The following is a 14,810-nucleotide window of genomic DNA, read 5'->3' as shown; positions in this document are numbered from 1 at the left end:
ATCGTGCCGAGTACTCGCTACCGGGAGGTAACAAGGTGAACCCGAGCTTCGGCACCTACCAGCTCGCCGAGGAGCACGAGGCGCTGCGAGAGGCCGTCCGCTCGCTCGCCGAGAAGGAGATCAAGCCGTTCGCGGCCGAGGTCGACGAGAACGAGCGCTTCCCGGTGGAGGCCCACAACGCCCTGGTCAAGTCGGGCTTCGCGGCCGTCCACGTCCCCGAGTCGTACGACGGCCAGGGCGCGGACTCCGTGGCCACCTGCATCGTCATCGAAGAGATCGCCCGCGTCTGCGCGTCCTCGTCTCTGATCCCGGCGGTGAACAAGCTCGGCACCATGCCGATCCTGCTGTCGGCATCCGAGGAACTGAAGCAACTCGTCATGCCGTCCATCGCCTCAGGCGAGGCCATGGCGTCCTACGCGCTGTCCGAGCGCGAGGCCGGCTCCGACACGGCGTCCATGCGCACCCGCGCTGTGCTGAGCGGTGACGAGTGGGTGCTGAACGGCACCAAGTGCTGGATCACCAACGCCGGAGAGTCCACCTGGTACACGGTCATGGCCGTGACCGACCCGAACGCCGCCAAGAAGTCCGCCGGCATCTCGGCGTTCGTCGTGCACAAGGACGACCCGGGCTTCTCGGTGGGCCCGAAGGAGCGCAAGCTCGGCATCAAGGGCTCGCCGACTCGCGAGATCTACTTCGAGAACTGCACGATCCCTGCCAACCGGATCATCGGCGAGCCGGGCACGGGCCTGAAGACGGCTTTGAAGACGTTGGACCACACGCGTCCGACCATCGGCGCGCAGGCCGTCGGCATCGCGCAGGGCGCTCTTGATGCCGCGGTGGCGTACGTCAAGGACCGCAAGCAGTTCGGCAAGTCCATTTCGGACTTCCAGGGCGTCCAGTTCATGCTCGCCGACATGGCCATGAAGATCGAGGCCGCCCGCCACATGGTGTACGTGGCCGCGGCCAAGGCCGAACGCGGCGAGCCGAACATCGGCTTCATCACCGCTGCCGCCAAGTGCTTCGCCTCTGACGTGGCCATGGAGGTCACGACGGACGCGGTGCAGCTGTTCGGTGGCGCCGGGTACACGCGGGACTTCCCGGTGGAGCGGATGATGCGGGACGCGAAGATCACGCAGATCTACGAGGGCACGAACCAGATCCAGCGCGTCGTGATGTCGCGCGCCGTCCTGAACGGCTGAAACAGCTAGATCACCACTTCGGGTCACGGCCTGGAGGCTCCTGATTTCCATGATCAGGCCGCCTCCAGGCCGTGATCTTGTGAACCGCCGAACACGCCGTTGATGGCGAGCCGCGCCCGCTCGTAGCTGGACGGCACCAGGTGCGTGTACGTCCGGAGCGTGAAGCCGGGGTCTGAGTGGCCCAGGTATTCCGCCAGCTCCTTAATGGACACACCCTGCGCCAGGAGCACCGAGGCGAAGAAGTGTCGCAGCGCGTGCATCCCGTCGGCACGGCCCCGGTACTTGATCCCTGCCTCCCGGAACGCGCCCATCCACACGACCTTGTGGAACAGGTCGCCCGTGTAGAGCCGCCCGTTCTCACCGGTCGCAAGCAGCCGAACCGTGACCGGCTCGCCCTCAGGGTCCTTCCACGGCAACGTCACCTCGACCGGCGGGAACAGCTTGATGTGTTCCGTGATCGCGGTCAGCACGCCGGACGCGAGCGGAACGACGCGCTTCTTGCCGCCCTTGGGGGGCGAGAACACGAGCGTGCCGCGAATGGTGCGCAGCTGTCGCTGAACCCTGAGCACCATCCCTTCCTCGTCCACGTCGTCGGGGGAGAAGCCCAGAATCTCGCCCTGACGTAGGCCGCCACCTGCTCCGAGCGGGCACGCGATCGCGAACCGTGGATCGATCGCACCCTCGATGTCCATCACGCGTTCTTCCGGCCACACGACGATGTCCGGGCTCACCGACATCGGCCGCTTGATCGTCTTGGCCTTGCACGGGTTCTCGATGATCAGCTTGTCTTCAACCGCCGAATCCATGACCGACGACATGATGGTGAAGAGAACCGTCTTGTAGTTCTCGCTCAGCCGTGCGTCGTCGAGCGCGCCGAGCCAATCGCGGATCGTCGCAGGCTTGATCTTGCCGACCGGCATGTCCTCGAAGGTCGGGTAGATCCGGCTGTTGAGCCTGCTCTTGATGATCTCTCGCGAAGCAGCGTCGGGTGACTGCGCCTTGATCCAGTTCTCGGCCTGTGTCTTGAACTTCCGCTTACCGGCCTTGGGATCGACGTACTTGCCTTCCAACTTGGTCGACTCCACCTCGATCAGGAAGGCGTCTGCGCGCTTCTTCTGCCTGTCGGGGAAGCTCTTGCTCTTCTCGACTCCGCTGGGGCCGAGGTAGCGCACCTTGTAGCGCAAACCTTGCCCGTACAAGGAGGTCTTGACCTTCGTGACCTCATCCGTCACGGGGTCTTTGACCTCCTTCCACCAGCGATCTTGGACGTGACCCACGGCAGGCTCCTCCTGTCCTTCGAATTGCTGAAACTTCTAAGCGGCCTGGTCGTCGGGCTGTTCAGCCCAGGCCCGCACCAGCGAAGGCACATAGCGGAGATGGCGGCCGACCTTGCGAACCGGAGGCCCGACCCGTTGCCACTTCCACTGGTAGAGCGTCTTCACCGGAACTCCGAGGAAGAGCGAGACCTCTTCCACACCCCACAGCGGTTCGACGGATGACATGTGATCCCCCCGGATCAGGCAGCTAGCGGAGTTGCTGAAACATCGGGCGCAGGCCGAGGCAGTGCAGCGATCACGGCTTGCGCTTGCTCGTACTCGGCTCGCCACTTGAGGCGTTGCGCGATCATCTGCATGAGCAGCTCTGCGCGGCCGGGGACGTGCGGATCACCAGCGCGGACCGGCGACCACATCAGCCGCGTCCGGTCGGTCTCCTCTTTGGCGATGCCGGCCGCCGCCAACGCTTCCTTCACGAAGGCGGCACGGTCGGACTTGTGTTCGGCGAGGGTCTTCCCCGACCAGCGCCGTGACACGAGCACCCGCCGACCGGGCAAGCCGAGCGTTTCCCGCCTGTGTGCCTTGGAGCGGCAGCGACCAGGCGTCATCCGCGAGTGCACGCCCTTGGGCTGCACGCCGTAGATCAGCCAGACCGCGCACCGGTCCGAGCAGGGCGTGACGGCCAGCTCGGCGGCCAGGCGGTCCGCATGCTCGGAGACCCGAGCCGAGGCGTCCACCTCCACCACTTCGGCGATCGACTTCACGAGGTACTTGGTCAGGTAGCCGATGTGCCGCCCGGCCTCCTCAGAGCCGCCCAGGATGCCTTTGGAGTGCACCTGACGGCCGAACTCAGCCACGTGCGCCGGGACATCCAGCTGTGCCACCGCATCGGCCCACGAGTCCAGCGGGAGGTTGCTGTCCGGGTCGACAAAGCCCTTGGTGCGCATGTCCCACACAGGCATCCGCGTCCCGCTGTACTTGACCTCGTCGTGGTTGGGCCACCACACCTGGAGGTAGGTCGCCGCCGTGACGTCACGGACGACCTGGTGGGATCGAGCCCCGAACGGCGAAGTGCGCGTGCGGGGTGATCCGCTTCTGTGGTTCGACCGTGCCGAAGTACTGCGCGTCGAACCCGACGACCCGACGAAGGTTCTGCCACCACCGGTCGACCAACGACGCGAAGTGGACCGCGTCCCGAGCGGCACGGCGGTAGTCGTACGTACTCGGGTCGACAGGCGTGCCGTCGTCACGCACCTTGCCGTAGGTGTCGAGGGTGAGCGTGATGAACGTCGACGGCCGGTACTTGCCCGCGAACTCTCTGCCTACCGTGCGCTTGTCCACCTTGCGCCGAGGCAGGTTGGGCGCGTCCTGCCGTCGACGAGTCGACCGGATCGGTGCCGTTCTGGCCGGCTGTTCTACGGCGGGGAAGTTCCCGCGGACTCCTTCCCCGCGCAGGTCGGCGTCTGCCTCGCGGATGGCTTCCCGGAGGTCGTCGACCTGGTCAACCGCGCCCTCGGACTCCGCCTTGCGGTACTCCGCCGTCAGGTCCGACCGGTAGGTGACCAGCGCGACCTGGTCCTCCGTGGGTGCCTCCCGCTCGGCGACGGGCTCTTGGTCGAGATGCCATCCCTCGCGGCACTGGGCCATGCGAGAGCGGCGGTTGCGGTCCGCGCACGCCGGGCACTTGCTCGCCTGGGTGGAGTTGCAGCGCACCGCGACAATGCGCACCTCCCCCGTGTCGAGGTCGACCACCTCTCGCATGACCGGCCGCGTGCACACGCCGTGCTGCTCAGCCGCCGCCTTGATCACGTCCAGCGTGAGCGGCAGTCGTGCACGTTCCGCCGACGTCATGCCTGCAACATCAAGGGGCACAGCGGGAACGACGTCGGTCATGCTGCCATCCCTTCTGGCCCGTCCGGGCGTCCGGTGAACTCGTGCACCGTTGCGTCACTGAGGAACAGCGCGAGCTCGACCAGGTCCGCATCCGTGACGTGAAAGGCGCGAGCTCGTTCCGGTTCCCTGCGGCCGTCGTGCTTGACCCAGGCCACGCCGGGCGTGTTCTCACTGATCTCGTGAGCAGCCGCGCCACGTTGGCGAACGCCGTCGCCCAGGACCATGTCCACCTGCACCGGCTCGTCGAGACGCAGAGCCACGCGGGTCGTGAACAGGTGGCGGAATCCAACGATCTCCTTGCGCGGGTCCTGGACGAGCGCGACGACCGCGAAGCCCGGAGCGCGTCCCTGCGAGGTGATCGTCTGGACGGCCCGCGTTGCTCGCTCCCGCAGGTTCTTGTCCGTCTGGTAGGCGATGACGTCGGCGAGTTCGTCCACGATCAGTACGGTGAACGGCTCACCGGTCGAGCGCGCCCATAGCCGCCGGATGCCTCGATAGCGCGACGCCCGTTCCTTGACCTCTGCGGCGATCTCCTCGAGGAGTTCCACCGCGTCTGGCCCGTTGTCGTAGACGACTTTGGCGAAGGCATCCGGGCACTGACCGAGTTCCATGCCGCCCTTGGGATCGATGCCAACCAGGCGCACGAGGCCCGCGCGGATAGCCGGGGCGAGCTGCCAGACGATCGACCACAGCACCGAGCCCTTGCCCGCACCGGGCACACCGACGACGAGGAGCTGAGAGCCGAGCAGTCGCACCAACCACGGTCGGCCGGTCTCCGTCTTGCCGACCATGACCCGCTTGAGGTTCACCGTCCCCGGGTCATCGGACAGCGCAGGCACCGGCACCGCACGAGCCAGCGGGTCAGCGTGGATGAAGTCGAGTTCGAGCACCCGAGGCTTCAACACGCGGACACGGCATGCCTTGGCGTTGAAGGAGTGCGCCAGGTTGTCCCTCCTGGCCTCCCACTGGTCCGGAGACTGCGCGGGGATCATCTTGACCCGCACCCGGTCACGCCAGCCCTCGGAGCGCACGCGACGCAGCTTCGGCCGGTACTCCTTGCCCCTACTGTCTTTCGCGAGTTCGGCGAGCCGTGTGACAGTGCGCCACTGCGGGACGTAGACCGTGGCCCGACGCCACTCGGTCAGCACACGAAGCCACGCGTGCCGTACGAACGATGGGCGGTGAAGCCCCGCCCAGATCACCAGTCCAGCGACGACGGTCAGCACGACGATCACCAGAGCCCACAGTCCGCAGTGGACCCGCACGAGGTAGAGGGTGAGGCCGATGACGACGGCTACCGGGTAGTGCGCCGCAAGGGAAACCAGACGCACTACGAGCCAGACGATCAACAACGCCAGGGCGAACGGCAGCGACACGACCTTGACCCACCGAGGCAAGAAGAACCACCACGGCAGACGCGGCCGGACGCCCTCGAACGGAGCCGGATCAACCCACCTGTTCCCAGACATCACGCCCCACCGCCGTTCACGACGATGACGAAGATGAGCGGCAACCAGCCGAGGCAGGCACAGCACTTGATCTGTCCGGGCGCGTAGATCCCGAACCGGTGGCACACCTGGCAACGCCGACCGTTCGGGAGCTTCCATTCGGACTGTCGATCGGTCCCGCTTGACGCGGCGCATGTGTGTGGCGATACCCTTTGCATGACTCGAATCTCCTTGTGTCCCAACGAATGCATGGCAGATCGAGTCGGTGTGAATCGCCGGGAAGCAGTCGAGGCCCGCCAAGACTTTCGACTGTTTCCCGCGCGACACACCAACACGGGTTCTTCAGTTGTTGATCAGCGTTGAGAGATCAGCTCTCGCCCAGTTCCCGCGCCAGTCGGGCCTCACGTTCAGCCCAGTACAGGGCCTCGTGGTGATGACCTCGATCAATCTCGGCCACGCGCTGGTAGACCGCCGCGCTCTTCTCGTGGAACCGCCGCAGTGCCGCCGGATCGTCGTTCTTGCGCGGCATCATCCGAGGCAACAAGTCGTGCGCCTCGCTCAACGACTGGATTTGCGCGATCTGCGCCCACGTCACTTTCTGCTCAGCCACAGTCATCACAGCCGTCCCTCTCACGCCGCAGCGGGCGACGCGTCTGGCTTCTGGGATGCCTTGCCGGGACGGCCCGCAGCCTGGGGCGACACCATCTCGTCGGCCCACACCGTGTAGCTGACCCAGCCGTCCCGCACGTAGGGCGTGACCTTGAGCCCGTGGAACATCGCCGGGCGGAACGGCGTGCCCGCCAACGTCTCCGGCGGAACCGGCTGGTAGTCGGCCGCGATCTTCACGACCTGACCTGTGTTCTTGCCCTTCGCGGACGGGTCCGTGCCCTGCACCGTCCACACCGGACGACCCGTCAGCTTGCAGACGGCGGGCTTGGTCTTGCCGTCCGCCCAGTCGTTCGCCCGCTCTACCGAGATGACGTAGAAGCCCTGCGGAAACAGCTCGTCGAACGTGATCGGAAACCTGTGACCAGCGGGGATAGCCATGTTGTGCACCTCTTCTGTCGTTGCCCGAACTATCAGGCCATCAGCTTGCCTAGTCCTCTAGACGAGTTCAGGTTAGCTAGTCGTCTAGAGGAGTTCAATCAGTCCTCCCGATTGTTCGCTTTTGCAAGCGCGGACTACTGCGCCGGGACGTCGTACTCCAGGACGAAGGAGTGCGCGATCTTGACCGTGTCGCACACCTCCACCGGGACGCCGTTCGTGTCGTACGCCGTGCGCACGAGGGTCATCACGGGGATACCTGCGCCGATCTCCAAGGCCTTGCGTTCGGCCGGCGTTGGCATCCGTGCCGAGACCTCTTCGGTGAAGCGCGCCAGCTCGTGACCCGCATCCTCAATCCGGCCATAGATGCCGCCGGGACCCGTGTTCACCTCTGCGATCGGCGTCCCCTTGGCGATCGACTCGGGGATGTACGACGTCGCCGTCTCCACGGGTCGACCGTCAGTGAGGTAGCGCCGCGACCGGACGATGACACGTTCCCGCGGCTTGAGGTTGAGGCGTTCGGCGACCTCTGGCGAGGCGACCTCGTTCGTCACGCGGATCTGGTCGACGCTCGGCACGTGGCCGGATGCTTCGGCCTCAGCGATGAACGCGGACTTGCCTTCCTTCCGGTGCCGACGTGCGAACCGGTCAGAGGCGAGTCGGCGGACCGGGGGAGCGGAGCGCACGAAGACGCCCTTGCCGTGCTGGGCGACGACGAGGCCTTCGGTTCTCAGCTCCTTGATGGCTTCGCGGACCGTCATCCGGGCTACCCCGAAGTGGTCGATCAGCGTGGCTTCGGAGGGCAGTTGCTCGCCAGGAGCCAGGCGTCCGTGATCGATGTGCGCGCGCAGGATGTCCGCGATCTGGCGGTACGGCGGCCGATCGTTGGACCTGTCTATAGTTCCTAGATCGAGCATGGTCACCTACTCCTACAGACGACTAGACGAGTTCAGTTTCTCACACTCGTCTGCTGAGGGAAAGTGCAGGCAATGACTGAGACCCCGCGCCATTCGGTGAGCGTCGCCGGAATCGTCGTCAACGACGAAGGCAAGGTTCTTGTCATTCGCCGTCGGGACAACGGCCACTGGGAACCGCCAGGCGGTGTGCTTGAAACTTCGGAGACCTTCGAGGAAGGTGCGCGTCGGGAGGTTTTGGAAGAGACTGGAATTTCAGTTCGCGTCGAACGGCTCACCGGCGTTTATAAGAACATGAAGCGCGGGATTGTCGCTCTTGTCTTTCGATGCTCGCCTCTTGGTGAACCTAGCCGTGTGACCGAGGAGGCCACGGAGGTGCGATGGATGTCGCTCGATGAGGTACGCGAGGTAATGGCCCCAGCTTATGTCGTACGTGTCACCGATGCTTTCAGCTCGTCGCATGTGATCACTCGCGCGCACGATGGAGTAGACCTAGTCGGCTAGGGCATTTCGATGGTGAGTAAAAGGTGCTATTGAGCAAAGCGAGGGAGCGGCGGAGCAGGCAATTTTGCGCCCTCCCCACGGAGGGCTCGCTGAAGCTCTGGATCGGCGAAGCTGAGGGCGCCATCAAACGTGTGCTGCAAATTGCAGACCAGTCGGGCGACTGTATTGCCGCAAGATCCTTTGTTGAGGTACACGCGTAGCCAGTCCTCGCCGAAGTCCATGCGAAGGGCCTGGCCAACATGGAGATCCACGGCGTCGACTTCAGCGTGAGTGTCAAGGAAGCGGGGCATTCCCCATAGGCGGTAGGGGATTCGCGCGGAGAAGAGCTCCCCGAGGAAGGCTGGAATGTCGGTGATCTTGCGACTGAATTTGATCAGGATTGACCCGCCGTCCAGCATTCCTCCTCCGTCTATCTCGTCATGCGTGGTGTAGCTGATCGCCTTGGACTCGCAGAGTTCGACCAGGCGCTTGTATCGTCTAACGACAGAGTGGACGACCTGGAGGTGAAATTCAAAAGAGTCCCCAGAGACGGCGAACCGGCCCTTTCGGTTGACTCCTTCGACAATCGAGCCAAGATCGGGGTCGATCAACGGTGTTTGTGAGCTGTGGAAAGATACAGAGTACCGAAAATCGTCGTTTCCTGCAATGAAGTCGAGAAGCTTGGTTGCGCCGTGTCCCGACATTTGAACCTTAAGTCCCTTTGTCGGGGCGTCCTCCTCGCTGAATCGGCTTCCATCAAAGGTTGTAACCACTCTTTGTGGCTGAGTGTTTGGCCAAATATTGCGGAGGTGGTCAGAGGGGAGCCAAATCCAGTCCAGCTCTCGCCGGCCTTCGACTTCCTTTCGTAGGAAGTCGTGCGCATCCTTCATTCCCATGTCGGTGTGGATCGACCAGAATCGCCTATCGAGCTGATCAATCCAGAGTTCGCCGCTGTCGAGGTGCGCCTTGAAGAGGAAGGCATCGGCTGTCGCCTCCAAGTTGGAGCGGCCGACCACATCCTCAAGCAGGAGCCGGGGGTCGTCTGCGTGCGCCTCGACTACGAACGTCTTGGTGGGCGTGTTTGAGCCGAGGTGCAGCTGCTCGTTCATGTCCGCGCGAGTGATCACGGCATGTCCTCCCCGATGTCAACCACGTCATCCCCGCCGTCATCATCCGCCTGCTCGAGCACCTGCAACAGGTCGAGCTGGTTAGGGTCGGCCGGAGCGGCCTTCTTGCGCCTAGCTCGGTTGCCGCGCATCAGTGCTTGGTAGCCCTGAGTTCGGCCGCGCAGGTCGTTCTCTTCTGGGCTCTTCAAGAGGTGGACGACGCCACCATCTTGGTCGCCAGCCATAGGCGATTGGAACGTGAAGGAAGTGCTGTCCGCGTTCGCGATCTTCCGTGCGGCCTCGCCAACCTTCTTGACCAGCTGGTTGCGCGCACCGTGACCGTACAGCGCTAGGTGAGGCGCTGCCCGCTCTGCGATGTGTTTCACACCCACATGTTGTTTCCTGTGAGCCATAGCCGCGACGAGCTGCGCCATCACCGCAGACTCGAACGCCTCGGTGGGAGAGTCTTGATCAAACTCAATCAGGCGAGGAAGGACGTTGGCCAGTCCCAATGTTGGGGGTTGTAGTGCTTCGCGTAGGACTTTGGGCGTCGACTGTGGACAGTCAAAGATCATGCCGGTGGAAGAGACCCCGACAACTGGGAACTCCAGCTTCTCGGCGTCGAGGCCCTGCTTGATCCGGGCGAGATGCTGTCCCTGGCAGATGTACAACACGACCACAGTTGGTTCCACGCGCTGAGTAAGAGTGATCCTCACCGTGTTCACGACCGTGGCTGGTTCGATGACTGCGTACTTCCGTGCTTGGGGCGCCTCGACGTTGGCACCCGACTTGCACTCACAGAGCACGATGAGTGAGTGGTCTGGGTGAAACAAGACCGCGTCGACAACGACCTTCCCTAGGTCTCCTGTAAGGGGAACTTCAAGTCCTTGCAGGCGGAAGCCAGCGCGGTGAAGCAACGGCGGAGTGTGGTCGTGAGGCGTGAGGAGTGCTAGTAGGCCGTTGAGAGGAAGAAGCCGCTCTTCCACTGCAACTCCTCCCCGTAGCCCTGCGGATCGCCGAGACATTACCAGTGGGGCAGCCTGCAGATCTGACTCAAAACCCATGCTGTTGCGCCGGTACACGATGGCGTTAACTGCTGAACTCAGCTTTATGGGATCAAGGCGCGCCGCCGTCGGCGGCGCGCAGTGGGCCAGTCGCCTACCAGCGTGGCCCGCATCCATCCGGGCACGTCGGGCTCCCGCTTCGCTCCGCCCGCCGGCCACGGCGGCACGGCCCACGAGGTGGCGCGGCAGCGCACCGCCGACGGCGGAACCTCAACCACGAGCTACCAGCAGATACCAGCCGGGACGATCGCGCAGACAGCCAGCTGACAGAGCCGGGCACGGCGATCGACTGCCGCGACGGCTACGCCGCCTTGCCACCGAGCAACGACCCCAAGACAGCGCGAAGGGCACCACCCCGACACGCCATGATCAGTCACGGCCAGCGGCACCGCGTCAAGACGGGAAAGCGTGTCTTGACCCGCCACCACTGACCGCGAGATCGGCTTCGTGTCGGGATGATGCCCGAGGTGAGGTTGATCAGATCTCAGGCCGTCCACAGGCCGTCGAACGTCAGAAAGCGTCGAGAACCACCGAGAACTGTCGAGACGTATCCGCGCTGGTAGAGGTCAGATTCCAGCTCAAAGCGCCAGCTCGCTGACATCCCGGTGAGAGATCACGCAGATCTACGAGGGCACGAACCAGATCCAGCGCGTCGTGATGTCGCGCGCCGTGCTCAACGGCTGAGTTCCACGACATTCGAACGGCCTGGAGGCACCCGCCTCCAGGCCGTTTGTCGTTTTGGGCTGGTCGCGGGTGTCGATCGGTCGTCAGTTGATGGTGCGGCTGGGGATCGGGCCTGGCACGCTCCCAGCCATGTCGTTCTGGTCCGCTCTGAAGGACAACGCTTCCGCCCTTGCCGCGGTTGCGGGGTCGGTGTCGGTGATCGCCGGTGCTTTCTCCGCGTTCTTCGCCTCCCGCTCGGCCAGCAAGACCAGTTCCGCAGCTGAAGCCGCCAACCACGCGCTCGCAATGGCACGGCGTCCGTCGTTTCAAGCGACGTACTCCCATTACCGTATGGGTCCACTTTCCAAACTGCTGCGACTTGCTAATACGACGCCATTCGCGGCGCTCGAAGTGAAGATCGAGGTGCGCCATAGCGGCGGTGGGCCCGTGGTGTGGACCGAACCTCACGACCGGATCGCAGGACGGCTCCCGGAAGGCGTTCCCCAGCAGTCACTGCAGATGGCGCTCGAAGTGCCGGACTTGTTGCGTCACGGCGACAAGAACGACGTCACGTTGGTCATCCGGTTCAGCGACGAACGCGGGTTGGAGCGATGAGTGCATGAGTACCGGATCATCCATGAGATCAACCGCCCGGACGCCCCTGAGTTCGACGAGTCGGACCTGCTCATCCCTCGCGTCGTAACGGGGGAAAATCGTTCCTTACCGACAGCATGAAGTTCCTCGAACGAAACGGTGGTGCAGCCGCGCAGTTCGCGGATCAAAGCCGAGGCAAGAACCCGGCGCACCGCCGGATCGTCGTAAGTGAAGTTCCCCGCGACGATCGCCGATGGCGCCAGGACACTCCGCCGATAGAGCGCGCCTCGCACACCGGCGATCTGGTACTCCCTGACGTGAACCAAGACAGCTCCGCGCCGCAACACTGGACACATCTGCATCGCGACCGGAACACATGTCAAGCACACCGGCGGCTCCATTGAAGCCATGCCCTCAGGCCACTGTGGCCAGTCGTCACGATGATCTCGTTGCAGCCAAAGCACACCATCGTCGTTCCTATCGGCAGGCCCACCGCAGACTTGACACAGCAACAGTTCCATCGCGCGCCGCTGTCGCAACGGACGAACCCGAGTGAACTCAGGCCATCCGACCCGATGACGTAGGGCGGTTTGCTGCCACAGCACTCCGTGCCGATCCCGGTCGCTCAGCAGTTCGTTGGCGTATCCGATGCCGCGGTCAGGCCACTCCACCAGCACACACGGCAGATCTTGCTCGGCACTCCACGCGGTGATGTAGGGCGCGATGAGCACGCTCGGCATGGCAACCAGCTGTTCTGTACAGAACTCGCCGCGGCTAGCGAGCACAGTTCTGTACAGAAAGGCAAGTCAGTCGAAGGAGGTGAACTTGTACTCGAGCACGTACGCCGCCGAGTCGAGGACCATCTCGTTGATCTCGACCGGCTGGTCTTCAGCGGTGAACGCCGTCCGCACGATCAGGATCACCGGAGTGCCTTGGGCGAGATCGAGAGCCTGCCGCTCGTCCTCTCGCGGCATGCGGACGCGAAGCTCTTCCCGGAACCTCGCAGGCTCATAGCCCAGCTCCTTGAGCCGGGCGTATGCGTCGCCCTCGCCGGTGTCGACCTCAGTGACCGCAGAGCCTGCGATGAGTGTCTCCGAGTAGTACGACGTTGCGAGTTGAACGGGCTTGTCGTCGACGACATACCTGCGCGGCCTCGTCAAAACGCGGGCGCCGTCGGTGAGTTGGAGAACCTCGGCGATCGCAGCCGGGGGAAGTTCCACGCCGACCGTCACGCCCTCCGTTCGTGGTCGCGTGCCGACGTCGGTGTTCCAGATCGGTCGGCCGGCTCCCCACGAAGTGTTGGCCTGCAATCGGTCTGGGGACACGCGCCTGATCGGCTTGAACTCACGGACGAACGTTCCGGAGCCGCGTTTGGCGACGATCAAGCCCTCGTTCTTCAGCACGTCCAGAGCGCGCCGCGCGGTTGGCTGCTCCACGCCGTACTGGCCCATGAGGTCGTTCTCGCCAGGAACCTTGCTGCCAGGCGGTAGTTCGCCGGAGTCGATCTGCTGCCGGAGGTCGTTCGCGATGTCCCGATAGCCAACGCGCCCTCGTTGGGCGTTGTCGGCCATGAGCCATCTCTCCTCAGCGGGGCCGCCGGTTCTGTACAGCAACCAAGCTACCCCGCGGGAGAACGCTAAGCCGCTACGCAGGTGCCCATCGCGTCGCCGATCGCCCCCTTGGCCCCCAGCATGCACGGCGACTCCGGCGTCAAGGACTTGTCCGCGATCTGCTGGGCGAACGCGATCGCGACGTTCATCATCCGCGTCGGACTACCGCTGTCCACGGCCTCCTTGACCGCCTTGCCCCGAGCTTCCTCTGTTGTGCAGCTCAAATCGGTGCCGAACTTGTCGACGCGCGGCAACCACAGCGCCTTCGAACCGGACGGGCACGGCGCAACGAGCCAGCGCGTGCCCTCCGACGCACCGGCAAGCGGGGCCGAGAACACGGCGAAGCCCATGGCGAGCGCCAGAGCGGCGAGCAAACCGAGAAGACGTCCCATGAGTTCGAACGTAACCCGCGCGGGAGCCACGACCGGGGGAACCTCTGGCGCCAAAGGTGATTACTCAGTGAGAACGATCCTAGTAGACCATCTTCCCCGCCAGGCCTAATCAGGCCGAACTGGAAGCGGGCCGAAAGCCTCGGCTGGCAGGCGATCCACTCCTCGATCGCCGACGACGTTCCACCCGATCCACCGCCAGGCGCCCTCGCTGCACTCGATCACCTTGCTCCTCTGTCCATCGAATACAGCGAAGTTCCCGTCAGGCAACAGAACGACGACGGGGCTCAACGGTTGGCCGGTGGTGGCGTCCCAGGTGCGGGCGGTGCCGTCGTCGCTGCCGGTGAGAACGCGGGTGCCGTCGGGTGACCATGCGACGGACTTCACCCAGTCGTTGTGTCCGGTGAGTTGGTGGAGTTGTTGGCCGGTGGTGGCGTCCCAGATGCGGGCGGTGCCGTCATTGCTGCCGGTGAGAACGCGGGTGCCGTCGGGTGACCATGCGACGGATCTCACCCCGCGTTTGTGTCCGGTGAGTTGGTGGAGTTGTTGGCCGGTGGTGGCGTCCCAGATGCGGGCGGTGTTGTCGTCGCTGCCGGTGACGATGCGGGTGTTGTCGGGTGAGTAAGTGATTGCGTTGATGGCTCTGTTGTGTCCGGTGAGTTGGTGGAGTTGTTGGCCGGTGGTGGCGTCCCAGATGCGGGCGGTGTTGTCGTCGCTGCCGGTGACGATGCGGGTGTTGTCGGGTGAGTAAGTGATTGCGTTGATGGCTCTGTTGTGTCCGGTGAGTTGGTGGAGTTGTTGGCCGGTGGTGACATCCCAGACGCGGGCGGTGCCGTTTTCGTCAGCGGTCAGCATGCGGGTGTTGTCGGGTGAGTAGGTGATTGCGTTGATGGCTCTGTTGTGTCCGGTGAGTTGGTGGAGTTGTTGGCCAGTGGTGACATCCCAGACGCGGGCGGTGCCGTTTTCGTCAGCGGTCAGCATGCGGGTGTTGTCGGGTGAGTAGGTGACTGTGTTGATGGTGCTGTCGTGTCCGGTGAGTTGGTGGAGTTGTTGGCCGGTGGTGGCGTCCCAGATGCGGGCGGTGTTGTCGTTGCTGCCGGTGAGGATGCGGGTGTTGTCGGGTGACCAT

Annotated in this window: 16 protein-coding genes and 1 pseudogene; 4 read left to right on the top strand and 13 right to left on the bottom strand. The window is 64.1% G+C overall.

The genetic code is table 11. From position 1 onward, the window contains the following. Positions 1 to 35 precede the first annotated feature (35 nt). Entirely contained in the window at positions 36 to 1,199 is a 1,164-nt protein-coding gene (locus tag DI276_RS17895) for an acyl-CoA dehydrogenase (protein WP_112264739.1), read from the top strand. A 53-nt stretch (positions 1,200 to 1,252) separates the two neighbouring features. Here DI276_RS17895 and DI276_RS17890 read toward each other — a convergent pair whose 3' ends face one another. The 7 genes and pseudogenes from DI276_RS17890 to DI276_RS17860 all read right to left on the bottom strand — a co-directional run bounded on the left by DI276_RS17890 (position 1,253) and on the right by DI276_RS17860 (position 7,775). Further along, complete coding sequence (locus DI276_RS17890; RefSeq protein ID WP_232836732.1) at positions 1,253 to 2,431, bottom strand: tyrosine-type recombinase/integrase; 1,179 nt, start codon at positions 2,429 to 2,431, stop codon at positions 1,253 to 1,255. Positions 2,432 to 2,512: 81 nt separating this feature from the next. Continuing rightward, the gene (locus tag DI276_RS17885) at positions 2,513 to 2,701 is read right to left on the bottom strand and encodes a helix-turn-helix domain-containing protein (RefSeq protein ID WP_112264735.1); all 189 of its coding nucleotides are present in this window, start codon (positions 2,699 to 2,701) and stop codon (positions 2,513 to 2,515) included. 14 nt (positions 2,702 to 2,715) lie between these two features. Further along, positions 2,716 to 4,366, bottom strand: a pseudogene (locus tag DI276_RS17880) (replication initiator). After that, positions 4,363 to 5,835, bottom strand: coding sequence for an FtsK/SpoIIIE domain-containing protein (locus tag DI276_RS17875; protein ID WP_112264733.1), 1,473 nt, complete (start codon positions 5,833 to 5,835; stop codon positions 4,363 to 4,365). Before DI276_RS17875 ends, DI276_RS17880 begins: the two are co-directional and overlap by 4 nt. Before the next feature lie 346 nt (positions 5,836 to 6,181). After that, positions 6,182 to 6,430, bottom strand: coding sequence for an AMED_5909 family protein (locus DI276_RS17870; RefSeq protein WP_112264731.1), 249 nt, complete (start codon positions 6,428 to 6,430; stop codon positions 6,182 to 6,184). Positions 6,431 to 6,444: 14 nt separating this feature from the next. Then, positions 6,445 to 6,861 (bottom strand): hypothetical protein, encoded by a 417-nt coding sequence (locus DI276_RS17865; protein WP_112264986.1) that lies wholly within the window; start codon positions 6,859 to 6,861, stop codon positions 6,445 to 6,447. 134 nt (positions 6,862 to 6,995) lie between these two features. After that, positions 6,996 to 7,775, bottom strand: a complete 780-nt coding sequence (locus DI276_RS17860; protein ID WP_112264984.1) for a GntR family transcriptional regulator — start codon at positions 7,773 to 7,775, stop codon at positions 6,996 to 6,998. A gap of 72 nt (positions 7,776 to 7,847) precedes the next feature. Between DI276_RS17860 and DI276_RS17855 the strand changes: the two genes are divergently transcribed. Further along, positions 7,848 to 8,276 (top strand): NUDIX hydrolase, encoded by a 429-nt coding sequence (locus DI276_RS17855; RefSeq protein ID WP_112264982.1) that lies wholly within the window; start codon positions 7,848 to 7,850, stop codon positions 8,274 to 8,276. 26 nt (positions 8,277 to 8,302) lie between these two features. Here the strand turns inward: DI276_RS17855 and DI276_RS17850 are convergent, their stop codons facing one another. Then, positions 8,303 to 9,382 carry a hypothetical protein gene (locus DI276_RS17850; protein WP_112264729.1) on the bottom strand — a complete coding sequence of 360 codons (1,080 nt, stop codon included), beginning with the start codon at positions 9,380 to 9,382 and terminating at the stop codon, positions 8,303 to 8,305. Then, positions 9,379 to 10,347, bottom strand: coding sequence for a hypothetical protein (locus DI276_RS17845; protein ID WP_157984780.1), 969 nt, complete (start codon positions 10,345 to 10,347; stop codon positions 9,379 to 9,381). The genes DI276_RS17850 and DI276_RS17845 overlap by 4 nt, the downstream gene beginning before the upstream one ends. Positions 10,348 to 10,527: 180 nt before the next feature. Here DI276_RS17845 and DI276_RS50020 point away from each other — a divergent pair, with 180 nt between their 5' ends. Continuing rightward, on the top strand, positions 10,528 to 10,692 hold the full coding sequence (locus tag DI276_RS50020; RefSeq protein WP_157984779.1) for a hypothetical protein: 165 nt from the start codon (positions 10,528 to 10,530) through the stop codon (positions 10,690 to 10,692). A 486-nt stretch (positions 10,693 to 11,178) separates the two neighbouring features. Next, positions 11,179 to 11,703: a hypothetical protein gene (locus DI276_RS50015; protein ID WP_157984778.1), complete on the top strand. Its 525-nt coding sequence runs from the start codon at positions 11,179 to 11,181 to the stop codon at positions 11,701 to 11,703. Here the strand turns inward: DI276_RS50015 and DI276_RS50010 are convergent. From DI276_RS50010 to DI276_RS17815, 4 genes are all read right to left on the bottom strand, one after another. Further along, entirely contained in the window at positions 11,637 to 12,422 is a 786-nt protein-coding gene (locus DI276_RS50010; protein ID WP_157984777.1) for a hypothetical protein, read from the bottom strand. The two genes, DI276_RS50015 and DI276_RS50010, sit on opposite strands and share 67 nt — an antisense overlap. A 66-nt stretch (positions 12,423 to 12,488) precedes the next feature. After that, positions 12,489 to 13,253 carry a GntR family transcriptional regulator gene (locus DI276_RS17825; RefSeq protein ID WP_112264720.1) on the bottom strand — a complete coding sequence of 255 codons (765 nt, stop codon included), beginning with the start codon at positions 13,251 to 13,253 and terminating at the stop codon, positions 12,489 to 12,491. 65 nt (positions 13,254 to 13,318) lie between these two features. Continuing rightward, the gene (locus DI276_RS17820) at positions 13,319 to 13,684 is read right to left on the bottom strand and encodes a hypothetical protein (protein WP_112264718.1); all 366 of its coding nucleotides are present in this window, start codon (positions 13,682 to 13,684) and stop codon (positions 13,319 to 13,321) included. Between the two features lie 105 nt (positions 13,685 to 13,789). After that, a partial coding sequence (locus tag DI276_RS17815) for a WD40 repeat domain-containing protein (protein WP_198680732.1) occupies positions 13,790 to 14,810 on the bottom strand: 1,021 nt, incomplete at its 5' end.

Origin of the sequence: Lentzea terrae (genome assembly GCF_003265345.1) — a bacterium.
GTDB classification, from domain to species: Bacteria; Actinomycetota; Actinomycetes; order Mycobacteriales; family Pseudonocardiaceae; genus Lentzea; species Lentzea terrae.
Note: the sequence above shows the minus strand (reverse complement) of the source record. Positions and strands in the feature narration are given on the sequence as shown.